Consider the following 15354-nt stretch of genomic DNA (forward strand, 5'->3'; position numbering starts at 1 on the left):
GCCCGCCATGCCCGAGGATGCCGTCGGCCCGGCTGGTGATCGGCGCCGTACCGGTGCCGCATCTGACGGCTCGAAGATCATTTACGGGACAACCCTTAGCATTCCCGCACGGCGGCCCACCAGAGCACCACCGGGCCGCCGGCCGGCGCAGCCACGCCACCCCCACGGCGCGGCTGGCCTCCCACCGGCCGGGCCCCGCGGACCCCCCTGCTTCCGCGGAGCCCGGCCGGGCCGCGCTTCCGCTCCGGGCCCGCATGCCAAGCGAACCGGGTGACAGACTCTCAGCCATGACTGATCACTCCGGCCGTCCGGTGCGACGCCCACTGTCGCAGCCCTTCTCCCACCACGACGCAGCGGCCGACCAGCCGCTCGGCGAACGCCTGCTGCCGGTGGAACGCTCCCCCTTCTCCGTTCCTGAAGACCACGCCCCTGCCGCCCCCGACCCGGTAGGCCAGGACCCGGCGGAGCACCCCGCGGGCCCAGGGCGCCGGCCATTGGGTGACGGCGGGCTCGCCCACACCGGCGGCACCGCACCCCGGTGACCGCCACGCTGGCCTGGCGCTTGTCCGCTGAGCGATCCTTCGTCAGCCCGATCCCGTGCCGTCTGGGCGCGCCGACCGCGACCGCGCTGCCCACAGCGGCAGGGCCGGGGGCTGGCTGAGGTTCATCCCTGGGGATCCGGATCGTAGTGGCCGGACGACCATGCTGTCCCCGACTCGGAGGATCGGAGGCGCCGGTTCGACTGGGGGCGCGAAAATCGAACCTCGCATTCGCAAGAGGAGGTTTTGATGACCAGCAGGGCTGAGGGGATCAGGTCGGTGGTGGCCTACCTGTACGAGCTGGCGGAGAGCATCGAGGCGGGCGTGCGGATCGACACCGGACAGCTCCGGGCGGTGGCGGGCACCCTGCGACTGAATGCCGACGCAGGCCTGTACGACGACCTCGATCGCCCGGAGGTCGAGGGATAGAGCGCGAAGGACGGTCTCGGCCCCACGTCCATTGCCCGTCAAGGGATGGGGCGGATCAGGCGTTGCCAGGGATGCCGGTGATGGCGGGCGGAGCGACGGACTCGCCGTTCAGGGCGGTCCCCGTGGCAGGATCGTGCTTGCGACCCACGCTCAGCAGACCCTGAACGAGGTCAGCTCACGGCTGGTGTGCGGCGCTCGGCCTCCACCTTCTTCCCGGCGTCTGATGGGGTGCCGGCATCAGGAGCCGTTGGTGTTTCATCACAGGCCGCCGCGACTCCTAGGCTCCCCGTTCAGCTGGCGGCTGGCCCTCCCGCGCTCCCAGGGTGCTCTGGTAGTTGCAGCCCGGCGGGTGGATGCAGAAAGGCCTCATTGTCGAACACGGGCGGCACCGCCCACGACATCACGAGCCTCAGTTTCACTGTGCCGCCGGTGAACTCGGCACGGTGGAAGGTCACGAGGCTGCCGGCGAATTTGGCGCTCTTGAAGTCCACGAGGCCGCCCGCAAACTTGGCATCTCCGAAGGTCACCATGCCGCCGGTGAACTCGGTGCCGCGGAACTTCACGATGCCGCCGGTGAACTTGGTGCCGCCGAAGTTCACGATGCCGCCGGTGAACTTGGTGCCGCGGAAGCGCATCATGCCGCCCGCGAGCTCGGCGGAGTCGAAGAGCACCAGGCTGCCGGTGAACTTGGCGAAGTCGAAGAGCATCGTGCCATCGGCGAGCTTGCTACGGAAGAAGGTCACGGTGCCGCCAGTGAACTCGGCGCGGTGGAAGGTCACGGTGCCGCCGGTGAACTCGGCGTTGTCGAAGGTCACGGTGCCGCCGGTGAACTTGGCGTTGTCGAAGGTCACGGTGCCGCCGGTGAACTCGGCGTTGTCGAAGCTCACGGTGCCGCCTGCGAACTCGGCACCGTTGAAACTCACGTTGCCGGTGAATCGGGTTCGACTGAAGTCTCCGCCGTCGAAAACGGTGCCGGTGAAGTCGTAGTCGTGTCCGTCCCAGGATGTTGCGGACCGGGGTTGTTGGTGGTCTCGGATGACTCTGATGACTGTGTGGCGGATTTCGCGGTTGGCTTGCCAGTCCAGATGCTGTTCGGCTGGTGCGTCGTCTTCGGGTGGTGGCGAGTAGGGCATGCGGAGGTAGGCGCAGAGGACGTCAAGGCAGGTTTGTCGGCGTTCGGCCCAGTCGTCGGCGAGTCCGGCCATGGCGTGGACGCCAGCGAGGCGGCAGGCTGCCTCTCGATGGCCGAGGAGTTCGGCTGCAGTGTTGAAGCGCTCGTTGAGTAGACGGGTTCGTTCGTGTTCCAGGGTGTTTTCGGTGTTCTGGCGGAGGGCTCGTGAGGAGCGCCAGGCGCCGGCGAATGCTCCGGCACCGCCGAACAAGGCACCACCGAGGCCCACGAGGAGTACAGCCCACAGCGGGCTGCCCGGGCTGGTGCTCTGACTTGGTGGTTGTGAGGGTGAGGCACTTGGGCTGGGGACGAGGCTGGCGTAGTCGAGGAGGCTGGCCAGTGTCGTCATGGCGGCACGGTAGGTGGGCTGCCAGGCACAATCCGGGCGGCGTGCCGGGTTGAGTTTCCGCTGTCATTCAGATCGAGGAGTATCGCCAGCACATATGCCCGGCACACCGACCGGCGCCGGGACTTCCGCCTTGCGGTCTGGGTCTGGCAAAGGGCCCCCGGTCTTATCGCTCCCGGATCGCGGTGGACGCGTTTGCGGCGCGCGTCTGCCGGGAGACGACCTTGGCCATGGGGTGGTCGGTGAGTTCGCGGCGGTCGCGTTCGTACTCTCGCCAGTGGGGTCGGCGACCAGCGGCCGTGCCGGTCCGGCCGGCGGTGCGGTCGTGACGACCCTGGCGAGCGGACTCACCCACGCCCTGCTGCATCTGCTGCGCCTCGGCTGAACAAGGCCTGGAAGTCTCCGTGCCGAAGAAGCGGGTCAGGGCGCCGGCTGCTGGTCGGTGTCCGTCCGGGCGGCCCGCTTGAGCTTCATCTCCGCCTCGTGCCGGTTTCCCGCCGCGGCCCAGTACGGGTGGGCGTAGAGCTCGGCGCTGACCGTGGCGAACGCGGCCCGCTTCTCCTCGGTCGGGTCGGCGGCCCAGTCGGACTCGGCGGCGTACCAGCGGCGCTGGAGGTCGAGCAGGTCGGCGGGGAAATCGGTGTCGGACACCGGCCCATCGTAGAGCGCACGCCCGGGCGGCCGACGCCCCGGGACGGCGTCCGCGCTTCTATTCCTGCGGGCGCAGGCGGACGTAGCGGACGGTGCTGTGTCGGCCGCTGCCGACGGTGACCTCGACGAGCGGGGGTTCGCCGGTGACGGTCCACGTGGAGGCGGTGTCCGGCGGGCCCGGCTCCAGCCGTCCGGCGAGCACGTCGGCGATCGGCAGGGCCTGGACGGGGGTGAGGCGGGGTGTGGTGACGGCGGTGTTGCCGTCGGGCAGGCGCACCAGCAGGGCCTGGGGGCGCCGGGGGGTTCCGGTGACGGCGAGCAGCTGGGCGTTGGTGGTCTCGCTGTGGCGGATCTTCTGCCTTAACTGCACCAACGCGCTGAGATCAAGCACCGGCGCTGGCGCAGGTCTGTCAGATCCCTACGTCATGCTCGGCAGCATGAACGAAGACGCCTTCTGGCAGCTCATCGAGGACTGCAGGCCCACGGAGGACAACCCTGATGCCGTGCTCCTTGCAGCTGCGCTGACCGAGCGGCTTGCCCAGTCCTCGGTGTCTCTGGTGATCGGCTTTGCCGAACAGCTGTCCTGGGCGCTCTACCGGCTGGACCGCAAGGAGTACGGACACGACCTGTCCGATGACGCCTTCCTCTACACCCGTGCCGCAGTTGTCGCTGCAGGCCGCACCGTATTCGACAGCGTCCTCCAGGACCCTGCGGTCTTCACTCCTTACGCTACGGACCTCGTCTGGGCCGAACCGATCCTCTACGCACCAGACCAGGCATACAGACGCATCACTGGTGAGGAGTGGGACCGCGATACCCGCTACTCCTACGAGTCCTGCTCGAACACAGAAGGCTGGGCTGATTGAGGCTTGCACCGGAGTCGGTGTCGGCACCAGCATCGGTGTCGGCGTACGAGCGAACGTGCAGAGCTGCTTGCGAAGGATATCGCCGAGAGCCGGAAGCAGAGCACCGTGTGGGTCGGGGAACACGTTTCCCGTGGCACCCGATCGTGAGGGATGATCGCGGGCATGGCAGAAGCGAAGCTAGATCAGCTGACCCGGCTGTGGGACGAGTTCAGGGCCATGCGCTTTCCTCCGGGCTTCTACCAGCGAGAGCCCGAGGGTGAGTGCATGGTGATGATGGACTCGACGCTCGCCGGCTGTATCGCGTCGGCCTTGGACGGTCCCCTGGATGACCGGCGCCGCGACATCCTGCGGGCACGCACTGGGGTTCTTGGAAAGATCCTTCCGTCCATTGCTGATGACGAGTACGCAGCCAAGTACTTCGCTCACTTGCACGGGACAGCCGTGCGGGCGGCCGAGCTCGACAGGGCTCGAAGCGAGTAGTGCCTATCAGGCCGTCAGGCGGCGCCGCCTGATCGGTCCTCCACAGATAGCTCTAGCTCCTCGCCCGGCGGGATGAATGTGTCGGCGCTGTCGGCATCCTCGACATGCCCGAACCCATCGACCGTGATGGCTGTCGCCCGCCCGTTTGATGTGATCAGCCACGCGAGGACCTGCTCGGTCAGCGGCGTCCCGCCAGGGCCTTGGTCCGTCCAGTGAGCCCGCCATCCTCCGCCGGGCACTGCGGCGACGACCTGGTCCGCCGGCTCCAGATGGGAGAAGTCCTCGTAGTCGGTGACCAGGCGCAGGGCACCTCGCTTCCGGTCGACCACCAAAGCTGTTCCGGTAGTCGGGTCCCAGCCCTCCACACGCACCATGCGGCCGATCTCGGTCTCGGTGCCGTTGAAGATGGCCGTCCAACCGGTCTGATTGAAATAGCGAAGATCCACCACCCCATCATCTCGAAAGGCGAGCCGCAGCCATCAGGGCCCCGCGATGCTCTGCACGCGAGTACGCCGACATCGGTTCAGTCGACGGCCTGATCGCCTCTCCCGAGGCCCGCGGGCCTCGGGGTTGGGATGCCCAGGTCAACCGGTCGGGGTACCTCGGCCAAGCGCACTGCTTCTGCGTGCTTCTGCCGTAGCAGTGTGAGCGTCAGCTCGATGCCTTCGATCTCGCCGAGCCAGCCTTCGGCCTTGGCGCGGGCACGGCGGGCGAGGAGGTCGGTCTCGATCTCTTCCAGGCGCGTGATCATCTGCGGGTTCACACGCAGGACGGGACAGCGGATGCACGCGTGTTCATGGCGGCAGCTGCTCGCGTATGGGCGGCCGCAGGTGCCGAGCTCGACCTTGCGAGTGTCGAAGTGTTCCTCGAACTCGCTCCACTCGGTGCTGGTGGGCGACCGGTATTCGCCCTCGGGACGCAGTCTGCGGCGGTTGTCGAGGAAGTGCTGGTAGTGCCGTACGACGTCGTCGTTGAACACCGCGACGTAGCCAGCGGTGGTCTGGAGGCTGAGGTGCCCGAGCAGTGCCGCCCCGATGTGGATGGGCACGCCGTTGTTGACCAGGTCGGTGGCGAACAAATGGCTTGTGTCCGCAGAGGCCGTGTGCGGATCAGCCCGTGTTGCTTTTGGGCTGGCGGGACTCGGAGGGGGCATTCGCCACGCTTCTTCCGGGCCGTGTTGCATTGCGGCCACCCAGATGTGAGGCAGGCCACACTTCTGGGTGACGCCCCTGAACCGTGCTGATCACGCTTCCTCGACGCCCTCGACGAGCCGCTGATGTTCCCTCAGCTCGGTGGTCCGGGCTGCACTCGTGAGTACGATCTCCTTCGCCATCCCGAGGGATCCTTGGCCTGCGCCGAGCAGTTCGCGGGTGATGACGATGGAGTCGATGACGCTGGCCTCCTGACTGTGCAGAAAGCGTTGGACGGCCTCCATTCCGTGCTCCTGGTCGAGCAGTGGAAGGCTCTGCTCGACCAGAGAGGTGAGGAGGGCGGCTCGGTCAGGGGTGAGGCCGTGAACGTCGTCGAACATGGGATCCCTCCTGGATACTGGTGCTTTGATGCTCAGGTGACCTGGGTTTCTTCGTTGTTCTCGCGGTCCGCAAGGAACTCGTCGAGCAGTTGGAAGAGAACCTCGATCGCGCGGGCTTCGTCCTCGGGCGGAAGGTCCCAGGGATTGTCCCAGCCATGGGGAAGGGCGATGTGCAGGACCTGACCGGGCCATGCGTGGTTGCAGTCCTGTCCTCGCCGGGCGACAAGCCACTCGCGCCATCCCGCCAGTCCTGGAGACCGGTGCCGTGCCGCGTTCTGGTCGTATCCGGTGAGGAACGCGGTCAGCGCGTGGAAGGAAGGGCGGCCGACGAACATCCCGGGCCGCTTGCCGACGTTGGAGAAGTACTCGCGTTCGCTCATTTCGATGAGACTGGTCATGAGTCCGTTCTCTCTCGTGATCGGGGTCGCGGTCTCGCGGGCCTGTCCGGGCGGCGACGGGGTCAGGGGCAGATCCAGCAGTAGAGGTGGGCATTTCGGGCGACCGCTCGGCCGGCAAGTTCGGACAGCTGTTCCAGGAAGCTGGCGAGATTCTCGGGATCAGCCGGGTAGGAGAAGACGCCCTCGGTGCTCGACCAGCTGGAGGCGATGTCGCGCAAAGACGTGGCTTCGCAGGTCGCGAGCGCGTCCCGGAAGGCATCCGTCAGCGACACCGCCACCAGTTCGCCGTCCCCCAGCATCCCGATGAGGCTGCCGTGTCGGGGGTCGGACTGGACATCGGCGGCGGACCGTCCTGTCATGAGTGCCTCGGCGGGCGTCAGCTCCACCACTGGATCGATGCCCTTGATCACCAGTTGGTCATAGCCGGTCCCGCTGGGCTCACCGTCGTCTCGGACGACGGCTCGAACAGCGTCGTCGTCATCAGCGGCGGCGAAGTAGCCATAGAGAACACCCATGGGCAGATCATCGCATCCGCTGCTGACGGCGCCGCAGGTCGGGACGATTGCCTAACTGCAGGATCCGATCGTCGTGGTTCGGGCTGTTGGGAGGCGTGTCACGCCGCTGACCGTCGCCGCCGACCTGCGGAGGTGGAGGATCTCCTCGTGCTGGGCGGCGAGCCGGGCCAAGGCCTGCCTTCCTCACTGAAGACCACACCATGGGCAACGAGTTAGTGCAGTCAACTAACCAGGCGCTGGCGCCGTGGGTGGGGCGGTAGGGGGTGTCCAGTCCCTTGGCGACGATCCCCTCGATCCCGAGGGGCTGGAGGCCGCGGTACCAGTCGGCGGCCTCGGTGCGGCTGGTGGTCGCCATGCAGAGCTGCAGGGGCGGCCGGGCTCCGGTGAGTGCCATCTCCAGCGCTTGCCACCTCTCTCGCAGGGGCCGGTCCCGGATGTCGCGTCCCGGCAGCGCCAGGGCGTCCCAGGCGACGTACAGCACCTGCGTGCCGGCGGCGGCCCGCCCCCTGGGGGAGCGCAGCAGCGCGGTGAAGTCGAGCCTGCCCGGGCCGGCGCCCGTGCGCTCGTACGCGACGATCTCCCCATCGAGGACCAGGCCGACGGGGAGCACGGCCAGCGCCGGCGGCAGCTGGGGGAACCGGTCGCCGAGCTCGTTGCCGCGCCGTGACACCAGCCGGACCTCATGGCCCTCCAGTATGTGAGCGGTCGCCCGGATGCCGTCCAGTTTGATCGTGTACTGGGTGCCGCCCGGCAGCGCGTCCTCCGCCGGCAGCACCGGGACCGGCACGGGCTGCATCACCTCCACCGGCGGGCGCAGCAGCACGGGGCTCCTGGTGTGCGGCATGCATCCACCGCCCTACTGCCCGCCGTCGTCCACGAGTCGGCCCGGACCGAGGCCGAGGAAGTACGCGAGCGCCTCGGGAGCGCTGGCGACCATGGCCTGCTGCTCCTCCTTCGTGGGGCGTTCCCGGTCGAAGCATTCGAACGAGCACGCGCCCCAGGGGTTCCAGGCCGTGGTGCGGCCACAGGCCTCGCAGGCCATCGTCACGGTCTCGGCCATGCTGCACCTCCGGCCGGCGGGTTTCTCTCCTCCACGGTAGGCCGCGTCGGCGGTGGGCGGAGCTGACGTTTGATCACTCGAACCGCTTGTCGAGCAATTGTTCCCAAGACGTCCGCTGTCCCGCTCTCCCGCTCCGTACGCACGGCCGGCATGCCGGGCGATGCCGAGTACGCGCCCCGCGAGCTGATGTCTCTGCCCGGCCCCTCCCGGGACATCCGGCGCTGGAGGCTGGTGGAGATCCGGCGGGGCGGCCGGTGGCGGCCGGCGATGCTCACAGTGTGGCGGCGCCCGCCCGGTTCCGCCGTGTGGGTGGTCCACGTGCGCTGGGCGCCGGATGAGGGCGACGCCGAGGCCTGGGGCTGGTTCGTCTTCTCGGAGACGGCCATCCGGCCACTGCCCGAGCCGGACGACCCGGCCCCCGCCCGGGCCCCGTTCCACGGCGTCTGGCGGGACGCGATCACAGTGCCGCGCGAACTCACGGGCACCCCCGATCCCGATGGGGCGGACCGGTGCTGGCGCCTGGCCTGGCTGCGGATCGAGGGCACCTGGAGTTCGGCTCTGGTCACCGCCCGCCGGCGCCCGGGCCCGGACGTGCCCTGGATCGCCGACGTGCGCTGGGGCGAGGATCGCCAGCGCGCCTGGGCGCTCTACGACCCGGCCGCGGTGCGCGTCGTGCCCCGGGAAGAAGACCGCGCCGCCGTGTCCCCGGAGCCGCCGGCCGGGAAGGGAGAGGGCGCGTGAGTGTCGCCGCTGTCTCGGGCACCTCTCAGGCCGCAGCGCTGCCCGCTCCCGATGCGGACACGCAACGCCGGCTGAGGCTGGCCGGTCTCCTGGAGGAAACCAGTCCGGCCGCCCGACGCGCCCGGGTCGAATCCGCGACCCGGCCGGTCCTGCCCGCCCTGGAGCCGCTGCTGCCCGACGGCCGCCTACCCAAGGGCGTCGTCGTCGAGGTCCTGGACGCCGGCCTGCTCCTCGCGACCGCGGCGGGACCGGCCACCACGTCCGACACCCTCTGGACGGCGATCATCGGCTGGCCCGATGCAGGTTAGGTCCACTGTTCACCGGTGTCTCAGGCCGCCGTAAGGGTGGTCTTGGGCGGGGTTCGTTGGCCGCTATGGTGCCCGCGTTGTGGATGTCTCACGGAGCGTGGCCGATGGACTACTTCTTCACATCAACCGACGTGGTGCGCCGGTTTTACGAGCCGGTGCCGGGTGTTGATCTCGACGCGGTGGCGTACGTGACCCGTCCCGGGGCGTTGCCGGAGGGAACCCCGTTCTTCGTGGACGAGGGGATGCGGCCAGCGGAGCCGTTGTCGTCGTTCTTCCGCTCGGAGGCGAAGACGCTGGCCGCGTCGTCGCTGAGGGACTACACCTACGATCTGCTGGACGTGGCCGACTTCCTGGGCGGGCTGGACCCGGCGGTGGATCTGCTGTCGGCGTGCGAGGACGACCTGGTCGCCTACCGGGACGACCGCACCCGCCATCAGGAGGCGCCGCTGAGTCCAGCGTCGTGGCGCCGCCGCCGGACGGCGATCGGCAACCTCTACTCCTGGGCGGTGGAGGAGGGACTGCTGGAGCGGCGTCCCTATCACCGGCGCCGGGGCGGGCGGGACGTGCTGGCGTGGGGTGCGGTGTCGCAGTTGGACGTGCGGCACCTGACGTTCGAGCAGTGGCGGTTCCTGAAGGACGTCGGGCTGCGGGGGCTGCTGCCCGACGGGGGGCTCGACCCGTCCTTCCGGGGCCGTAACCCGTTGCGTGATTCGTGCGCGGCGGAGCTGGCGATCAGCACGGGAATGCGCCTGCGCGAGTTCAGCAGCCTGCTGGACATCGAGGTCGGCCGGCCGAGGCGGGACGCCGGAGCACGGCTGGTGGACCTGGAGGCGGCCGCCAAGTACGGGCTGCCGCGGACAGTGGAGATCCAGGACGCCACGCTTCGCGAGATCGACCTGTACCGACGCACCGAGCGCGCCCAGGCGGTGCGGCGCGCGGCGCCAGCGCTGGCGCGGCACCGGGCGGAGCTGTTCGTCGTCGACGACATCGACCTTCGCCACATGCGCCTGAGCGGGGTGCTGCACGGGCGGCGCCGCTCGTTCGCGGTGCGGCTGATGAGCGCGCCGCTACGGCGGATCACGGTGATGGAGGGCACACGAGGGCTGGAGCCGATGGCCCTATTCGTCGGCCGCCATGGGCGGATGATCGGCCGCCAGCGCTGGGACCAGGTCTTCGACACCGCACAGGACCGCTGCGAGGCGGTGATCGCCGAGTGGGGGCTGGAGCTGGAGATGCCGTCCAACATCCGCATCCACGACCTGCGCCACACCTTTGCGGTCTTCATGCTGGAACTGCTCACCCAGCTCGTCCTGGAGCAGGCCGCCGAGCAGCTGCGCTCCGGCGGACGGGCGCCGGTGCTCCTGGGCGAGCACATGAACCGCAACGCCTTCCTGCGCGTGCAGCTCCTGCTCGGTCACCGCCGTCCGGAGTCCACGATGCGGTACCTGCGCTACATCCGCCGCGCCAGCGAGCTGGTCGCCCGCGCACTTCGTGAGTGGAACGACCAGGACACCACGTTCGCGGACTACGCCGCGCGCGAGGCCAGCCGGGCGGTGGCCTGATGCCGCGTCGCGGTGAGCGCCTTCGCCGGCCGCCGGCCGGTACCACCGGCTGCCAGGAGCGGGTCACGGCGATCGGGGTGCGGATCAGGACCGAGTTCGGCAAGGGCGAGCGCGAGCGCCAGGTCCGGATCGACCCGGCCGCGTTCGCCTGCCCCCTGCTGGCCGCCCAGCTCGCGGACGCCTGGCTCGACTACGCGAAGACGTACGCGCTGGTCGCCAGCTACGACCACCGCACCGCCGTGGCCAGCTTCTGCGACTTCGCCGGCCCCTACCTCGCCTCGCTCGGCCAGGATCCGGCCGCGGTGGCTCTGGAGAGCACCGACGTGGACCTGGCCGAGGCCGTCTATGCGTGGGAGCGGCAGTTGCCGGGCCGCTATCCGCCGTCGTCCAATCGCCCCTACCACCTGGCCTGTGCCCTGCTCAACGTGGTCAACCTCGCTGCCTCCCGCAACCCGCGAGTCTCGGATCGGCTGCGCGAGCGGGTCCGCGGTGTGAGCGTGCTGCGTAAGCGCGCCGACCAGGTGCTGGACGAGTTCTCCAACGCCGAGCGCCTGGCCATGCGCACCGCGGCCATGGACGACATCCGCGCGCTGGAGAAACGGCTGGCCGCGGGCCGGGAGCTCCTCTCGGCCGGCCACGACCCCCACGAGGCCGGCTGGGACGCGACGGCGAACCTACTGTGGGCGGCGCGCCACGGCCTGCTCAGCGTGAAGGCCCTCGTCGACCACTTGCCGGGCCGCGTTCACCGCTGGCCCGACGAGCTGCGCGAGCTCCTGACTGAGACCTCGGGCGGACGCCCACCCGGACGACGGCGCCTCGCCCTGGCCGCGGCCCGCATGCTCTACCCCCGCGAGATCGACCTCCACCCCTTCCGTGTCTTGCTCCTGCTGGCCATGACCGACTGCACCCCCGAGGAACTGCACCGCCTGCACCTGGACGATGTGGAGTTCAGTGCCGACGGCGTCCGGGTCGTCCAACGCAAGGCGCGCGCCCGCCGCATCCGCGCCGACTTCCACCCCGCCGGTACCGTCGGCGGCGAGTCTGTGCCGACGGCGGTCTTCGACGGTGCCGGGCAGTGGGACGTGCCGGGGCTGATGCGCCGTCTGGTGGAAGTCAACGCTCTCACGCGCGAGGCGTTCGGCGCGCCGTTCCTGTTCACCGCAGTCGAGGTGGACCAGAAGGGAAGCCTGCGGGCGGGGCTGGCCTCGTTCGACACCGACGGGCGCAGGTTCTCCGACTGGCTGCACGCCCGCAGCCTCCAGGTGAGCGTCCCGTACGATGTGCGGCGGCTGCGTAAGACCGCCAAAACCGCGAAAGCCGCCGTCCTCGGCGGGACGCTGTCGGACCTGGCGAGCGACGACCACCACGTGCGGGTGTTCGCCGGGCATTACGCCCACGGCACGACCGCCCACGTGCTCGCGGCCCGAGCGGTCAACGCGGCCCAGCAGAAGGTGTTCGACCGCCTCGGCGCCGGCCCGGTGCTGGTCGCCGAGCAGGCCGAGCCGCTGCTGGGCGAGCCGCAGGTCGCTGAGGCGCTGGGGGTGAGCGAGCGGGTGGGCCGGGAGCTGCGCGACGGCGAGCTGGACATGGGGCTCACCAACTGCCGGGAGCCGGAGAACTCGCCGTTCACCGGCCCGGGAAGGCCCTGTCACGTGGCGCCGGCGATGTGCCTGGTGTGCCCGAACGCGGTGGTTTTCACCTCCCAGCTGCCCCGCCTGCTGCTGTTCGCCGACCACGTGGAGCGCCTGCGCGAGCGTCTGGACCCGCCGATGTGGCAGCGGCACTGGGCTGCCAAGGCCCGGGTGCTGGCCGAGCTGTTCGAGGAGTGCGCGCACCTGCTGCCCGCCGCCCGCGAGCAGATCGCCGCCGGCACCGTGGACCTTGATCTTCCGCTGGGGATGCGAACGGAGTACGACCGATGACCCAGCACGCCCCCGCCCACACCAGGCTGGTGTCCCGGTTCTTCGCGGACGACGAGCCCGTCTACGCCTCCATGCCCGGCCGGCTGATGGATGGCTTGGACATGGTGTTCGGCCGCACCGATGCGTGGCCGGCCGACTGCCTTCCGAAGCCCGCGAACCTGGTCCGGGCCCGCTGGAAGTGCGTCCTGCCCACCGATGCGGTGTGGAACCTGACGGCGCGGGAGCTGGCCTTCGCGATGCTCAACCCCACCCACACGGCACTACGGGAGGCGGGGCTGTTCCTGCGCATCGAGCAGTGGTCACCGCGGACGGTGTTCGCCACGTGCGAGAAGCTCCGCTACCTCGTCCGCTGGGCGAGTACCCGAAACCTGCCGGGTGACCTCGGGGCCTGGCAGCAGAGCGACTGGCAGGATTTCATCGACGAACGCGTGGTCCAGGTGAGGCCCGCGACGGTGCGCCAGTACGTAGAGGTCGCCAAGCGCCTGGCCCAGCTCGCGCCCGTCCTCACCTTCGCCCAGGGCCTTCAGGACCCGTGGCCCGGGATGACGCTCGACCAGGTCGCCGCGTTCTCCAAGCCGAAGGCCCTGTCGACCGACACGATCCCGCCCGCCGTCTGGTGGCCGCTGCTACGGGCCGCCTGGGCCTACATCGACCGGATCGGCCCACAGGTCTTGGACCACCGAGAAGCGGAGGCCGAACGCATCGCCGCACTCCCGCCTCTGGAGCCGGCCCGCCGGAATCCGGAAGCGACGGACGAACTCCTGGAGCGGTGGCTCGCCGACCCGGCCAACCTCGTGCCCGTCCACGCCCGGCCCCACAGCGGGGCCGCGGTCGGCACCCCGGCCTGGGGACCGCTGAGCCTGGCGGTCACCGGCGGAAGGACCATCCAGATCTTCACCGAACCTCAATCCGGCTCCCCCCGGGCCCGCTCCCGCAAGGCCAAGGTGCAGGCCGTCGTCGCCCAGGGCCGCACCGTGGTGCTGCCGGCGCGCAGGATCAGCACCGTCCTCGGCGTGGACTACACCGAGCACAAGGCCCGCGCCGGACAGGCCCAGGCCGAGCACCGCCGGGCCCTCGACGAGCGGCTGGACGCCTGGCTCGCGAACCGCGGCAACCTGATCCCCGTCCACACCCGCCCCTTCCGCGGCCGCCCGACGGGCGAACCGGTCTGGGCCGTGCTGGAGACCCTCGTCTACGGCGGCTACAGCGAACGCGCCTTCCGCACCGACGGACCCGCCGCCCTGCAACGCGTAGACAAGGTCCGCACCGTGGCCCAGGACCCGGCCCGCCGCACCCCGCACCACCACCGCCAGCTCCATGAACTGCGGACGATCCGCGCCGCCTGCTACATCTTCATCACCGCCCTGTCGGCGATGCGCGACAGCGAAGTCCAGGAGATCCAGCGCGGAGCCCTTATCCAGCACTACGGCGCGCCCGCGATCGCCTCCACCCAGATCAAGGACCAGCGCGGCCGGCCACGACGGCACTGGTGGATCATCGAACCCGTCGCCCGCGCCGTCGCCCTGGCCGAACGCCTCTCCTGGCACGAGACCCACATCTTCGCCGCCCTCCACCCCGGCTTCGTCCGCCACGACGACGGCCAGGGCTTCCACGCGGGCCAGGACATCGACCACTTCATCGCCGCCGTCAATCGCGACGCCCGGGCCCTCGGCCTCGACCCCATCCCCGACGCCCTCGTACGCCCGCACATGTTCCGCCGCACCATGGCCGTCATCACCCGGCTCGAACCGGACGGGGAGATCGCCAACGGCCTCCAGCTCAAGCACGCCTCCCGCCGGGCCCTCGCCAACGCCGTCACCGCCGCCTACGGACAGACCGACAAGCAGTGGGCCAAGGAGTTCAACACCGAACTGGCCACCGCCGCCGCCGAACGCCTCGTCGCCATGCTCCGCGCCCGCCGTGACGGCCAGCAGGTGGCGATCGGTCCCGGCGCCCACCGCCTCCACACCGGCCTCGACAAGGTCAATAACCAGCTTGAAGCTGCCGGCACGGTCCTACGGGCCACAGCCGCCGACCAGCGCCTGGAAGTCAGCCTCCTGCGGGAGGAGTTCGCCGACCTGCACCTCGGCACCATCAATCACTGCCTGTGGAACCAGGCCACCGCCGAGTGCCAGAACGCCCTGCCCGCAGACCGGCGCGGCAACCAGCCCCTGATCGGCGCCTGCCAGCCCGCCCGATGCCGCAACTCCGTCCTCACGATCAAGCACGCCCCGATCTGGCGCCTCGAAGAGCAGGACCTCACCCAGCGCCTGGCCGGCAAGCTACCCGCCCCGCGCCGCCGGCTCATCGAGGACCGCCTCGCCGACGTCCGCGCGGTCACCGCCCAGTTCGACCGGCTTGACCACACCGAGGAGAACGTCTGATGCCCGTCTCGCGCGCCACCGAGGCCAAACTCCGAGCGGCGATGGCCCGGCTGCTGGAGGGCCGGGCCGAGCGCACCAACGGCGCCCTCACCAAGGAGAACCTCGCCCGCGAGGCTGGCGTCAGCCACGCCACCGTCCACCGCGCCGACACCGTCCTCGCCGACTGGCACGCCCGTGTCGACCGGCCCCTGCTGCGGACCCCGGGCGAAATGCGTCGCGACGAGGAGATCACCGAGCTCCGCCGCCAGCTGCGCGAGTCGAAGCAGAACGTCACCCTGCTGCAGAACAAGCTCGACGCCCTGGCCACGGTGACCGCCAACCTGTACCACGAGAACCAGGCGCTCAGGAACGAACGGGCCCGGCGCACGGGCCGAACGCTCAGCGCCGTCCCGAAACCCGGCTGACCCCTCCCGGAGGGCGGCGGGGCGCTCACCGCCGGCGCGGGCAGCCT

The 15354-nt window shown here is 70.0% G+C and carries 20 protein-coding genes; 10 read left to right on the forward strand and 10 right to left on the reverse strand.

Annotated features, from left to right (window positions below):
• Positions 1 to 287: 287 nt before the first annotated feature.
• Together IF30_RS48275 and IF30_RS0135505 are read left to right on the forward strand one after the other, a co-directional pair.
• Entirely contained in the window at positions 288 to 542 is a 255-nt protein-coding gene (locus IF30_RS48275; protein WP_158835743.1) for a hypothetical protein, read from the forward strand.
• Positions 543 to 788: 246 nt separating this feature from the next.
• Positions 789 to 968: a hypothetical protein gene (locus IF30_RS0135505; protein ID WP_030246299.1), complete on the forward strand. Its 180-nt coding sequence runs from the start codon at positions 789 to 791 to the stop codon at positions 966 to 968.
• A 290-nt stretch (positions 969 to 1258) separates the two neighbouring features.
• Here IF30_RS0135505 and IF30_RS45965 read toward each other — a convergent pair whose 3' ends face one another.
• From IF30_RS45965 to IF30_RS0135525, 3 genes are all read right to left on the reverse strand, one after another.
• Positions 1259 to 2488 (reverse strand): pentapeptide repeat-containing protein, encoded by a 1230-nt coding sequence (locus tag IF30_RS45965; protein ID WP_078891970.1) that lies wholly within the window; start codon positions 2486 to 2488, stop codon positions 1259 to 1261.
• Between the two features lie 417 nt (positions 2489 to 2905).
• The gene (locus IF30_RS0135520) at positions 2906 to 3136 is read right to left on the reverse strand and encodes a hypothetical protein (RefSeq protein ID WP_030246302.1); all 231 of its coding nucleotides are present in this window, start codon (positions 3134 to 3136) and stop codon (positions 2906 to 2908) included.
• A 58-nt stretch (positions 3137 to 3194) separates the two neighbouring features.
• Positions 3195 to 3527, reverse strand: a complete 333-nt coding sequence (locus IF30_RS0135525) for a hypothetical protein (protein ID WP_158835746.1) — start codon at positions 3525 to 3527, stop codon at positions 3195 to 3197.
• Positions 3528 to 3573: 46 nt separating this feature from the next.
• Here IF30_RS0135525 and IF30_RS0135530 point away from each other — a divergent pair, with 46 nt between their 5' ends.
• Entirely contained in the window at positions 3574 to 4002 is a 429-nt protein-coding gene (locus tag IF30_RS0135530) for a DUF4240 domain-containing protein (RefSeq protein WP_030246307.1), read from the forward strand.
• Between the two features lie 162 nt (positions 4003 to 4164).
• Positions 4165 to 4482 (forward strand): hypothetical protein, encoded by a 318-nt coding sequence (locus IF30_RS0135535; RefSeq protein WP_030246309.1) that lies wholly within the window; start codon positions 4165 to 4167, stop codon positions 4480 to 4482.
• A gap of 14 nt (positions 4483 to 4496) precedes the next feature.
• On the opposite strand, the gene IF30_RS0135540 is transcribed toward IF30_RS0135535, so the two are convergent.
• The 7 genes from IF30_RS0135540 to IF30_RS0135570 form a co-directional block, all read right to left on the reverse strand.
• The gene (locus tag IF30_RS0135540; RefSeq protein WP_234322966.1) at positions 4497 to 4928 is read right to left on the reverse strand and encodes a hypothetical protein; all 432 of its coding nucleotides are present in this window, start codon (positions 4926 to 4928) and stop codon (positions 4497 to 4499) included.
• 77 nt (positions 4929 to 5005) lie between these two features.
• Positions 5006 to 5560, reverse strand: coding sequence for an integrase (locus IF30_RS0135545; protein ID WP_051711912.1), 555 nt, complete (start codon positions 5558 to 5560; stop codon positions 5006 to 5008).
• 165 nt (positions 5561 to 5725) lie between these two features.
• Entirely contained in the window at positions 5726 to 6013 is a 288-nt protein-coding gene (locus IF30_RS0135550) for a hypothetical protein (protein WP_234322967.1), read from the reverse strand.
• Between the two features lie 32 nt (positions 6014 to 6045).
• Positions 6046 to 6411, reverse strand: coding sequence for a hypothetical protein (locus IF30_RS0135555; RefSeq protein WP_030246317.1), 366 nt, complete (start codon positions 6409 to 6411; stop codon positions 6046 to 6048).
• A gap of 62 nt (positions 6412 to 6473) precedes the next feature.
• Entirely contained in the window at positions 6474 to 6926 is a 453-nt protein-coding gene (locus tag IF30_RS0135560) for a hypothetical protein (protein WP_030246319.1), read from the reverse strand.
• Positions 6927 to 6933: 7 nt separating this feature from the next.
• The gene (locus IF30_RS0135565) at positions 6934 to 7770 is read right to left on the reverse strand and encodes a hypothetical protein (protein WP_078891971.1); all 837 of its coding nucleotides are present in this window, start codon (positions 7768 to 7770) and stop codon (positions 6934 to 6936) included.
• 12 nt (positions 7771 to 7782) lie between these two features.
• Positions 7783 to 7986, reverse strand: coding sequence for a hypothetical protein (locus IF30_RS0135570; protein WP_030246322.1), 204 nt, complete (start codon positions 7984 to 7986; stop codon positions 7783 to 7785).
• Between the two features lie 150 nt (positions 7987 to 8136).
• Between IF30_RS0135570 and IF30_RS0135575 the strand changes: the two genes are divergently transcribed.
• The 6 genes from IF30_RS0135575 to IF30_RS0135600 all read left to right on the forward strand — a co-directional run bounded on the left by IF30_RS0135575 (position 8137) and on the right by IF30_RS0135600 (position 15307).
• On the forward strand, positions 8137 to 8727 hold the full coding sequence (locus IF30_RS0135575; RefSeq protein WP_030246324.1) for a hypothetical protein: 591 nt from the start codon (positions 8137 to 8139) through the stop codon (positions 8725 to 8727).
• Positions 8724 to 9035 carry a hypothetical protein gene (locus IF30_RS0135580; RefSeq protein WP_030246326.1) on the forward strand — a complete coding sequence of 104 codons (312 nt, stop codon included), beginning with the start codon at positions 8724 to 8726 and terminating at the stop codon, positions 9033 to 9035. The genes IF30_RS0135575 and IF30_RS0135580 overlap by 4 nt, the downstream gene beginning before the upstream one ends.
• 104 nt (positions 9036 to 9139) lie before the next feature.
• On the forward strand, positions 9140 to 10597 hold the full coding sequence (locus IF30_RS0135585; protein ID WP_030246328.1) for a tyrosine-type recombinase/integrase: 1458 nt from the start codon (positions 9140 to 9142) through the stop codon (positions 10595 to 10597).
• Complete coding sequence (locus IF30_RS0135590) at positions 10597 to 12519, forward strand: hypothetical protein (RefSeq protein ID WP_030246330.1); 1923 nt, start codon at positions 10597 to 10599, stop codon at positions 12517 to 12519. The genes IF30_RS0135585 and IF30_RS0135590 overlap by 1 nt, the downstream gene beginning before the upstream one ends.
• Positions 12516 to 14903, forward strand: a complete 2388-nt coding sequence (locus IF30_RS44235) for a hypothetical protein (protein WP_051711916.1) — start codon at positions 12516 to 12518, stop codon at positions 14901 to 14903. Before IF30_RS0135590 ends, IF30_RS44235 begins: the two co-directional genes overlap by 4 nt.
• Positions 14903 to 15307 (forward strand): hypothetical protein, encoded by a 405-nt coding sequence (locus tag IF30_RS0135600; protein ID WP_030246333.1) that lies wholly within the window; start codon positions 14903 to 14905, stop codon positions 15305 to 15307. Before IF30_RS44235 ends, IF30_RS0135600 begins: the two co-directional genes overlap by 1 nt.
• Positions 15308 to 15354 lie beyond the last annotated feature (47 nt).

It is taken from the genome of Streptomyces sp. NRRL S-350 (genome assembly GCF_000719705.1).
In the GTDB taxonomy this organism is placed as follows: Bacteria; Actinomycetota; Actinomycetes; order Streptomycetales; family Streptomycetaceae; genus Kitasatospora.

Bases quoted from the DNA above. Each gene is read 5' to 3' on its own strand.
- IF30_RS48275 (WP_158835743.1), top strand. From the start codon at position 288: ATGACTGATCACTCCGGCCGTCCGGTGCGACGCCCACTGTCGCAGCCC.
- IF30_RS0135505 (WP_030246299.1), top strand. From the start codon at position 789: ATGACCAGCAGGGCTGAGGGGATCAGGTCGGTGGTGGCCTACCTGTAC.
- IF30_RS45965 (WP_078891970.1), bottom strand. From the start codon at position 2,488: ATGACGACACTGGCCAGCCTCCTCGACTACGCCAGCCTCGTCCCCAGC.
- IF30_RS0135530 (WP_030246307.1), top strand. From the start codon at position 3,574: ATGAACGAAGACGCCTTCTGGCAGCTCATCGAGGACTGCAGGCCCACG.
- IF30_RS0135535 (WP_030246309.1), top strand. From the start codon at position 4,165: ATGGCAGAAGCGAAGCTAGATCAGCTGACCCGGCTGTGGGACGAGTTC.
- IF30_RS0135550 (WP_234322967.1), bottom strand. From the start codon at position 6,013: ATGTTCGACGACGTTCACGGCCTCACCCCTGACCGAGCCGCCCTCCTC.
- IF30_RS0135555 (WP_030246317.1), bottom strand. From the start codon at position 6,411: ATGACCAGTCTCATCGAAATGAGCGAACGCGAGTACTTCTCCAACGTC.
- IF30_RS0135560 (WP_030246319.1), bottom strand. From the start codon at position 6,926: ATGGGTGTTCTCTATGGCTACTTCGCCGCCGCTGATGACGACGACGCT.
- IF30_RS0135565 (WP_078891971.1), bottom strand. From the start codon at position 7,770: ATGCCGCACACCAGGAGCCCCGTGCTGCTGCGCCCGCCGGTGGAGGTG.
- IF30_RS0135570 (WP_030246322.1), bottom strand. From the start codon at position 7,986: ATGGCCGAGACCGTGACGATGGCCTGCGAGGCCTGTGGCCGCACCACG.
- IF30_RS0135575 (WP_030246324.1), top strand. From the start codon at position 8,137: ATGCCGGGCGATGCCGAGTACGCGCCCCGCGAGCTGATGTCTCTGCCC.
- IF30_RS0135585 (WP_030246328.1), top strand. From the start codon at position 9,140: ATGGACTACTTCTTCACATCAACCGACGTGGTGCGCCGGTTTTACGAG.
- IF30_RS0135590 (WP_030246330.1), top strand. From the start codon at position 10,597: ATGCCGCGTCGCGGTGAGCGCCTTCGCCGGCCGCCGGCCGGTACCACC.
- IF30_RS44235 (WP_051711916.1), top strand. From the start codon at position 12,516: ATGACCCAGCACGCCCCCGCCCACACCAGGCTGGTGTCCCGGTTCTTC.
- IF30_RS0135600 (WP_030246333.1), top strand. From the start codon at position 14,903: ATGCCCGTCTCGCGCGCCACCGAGGCCAAACTCCGAGCGGCGATGGCC.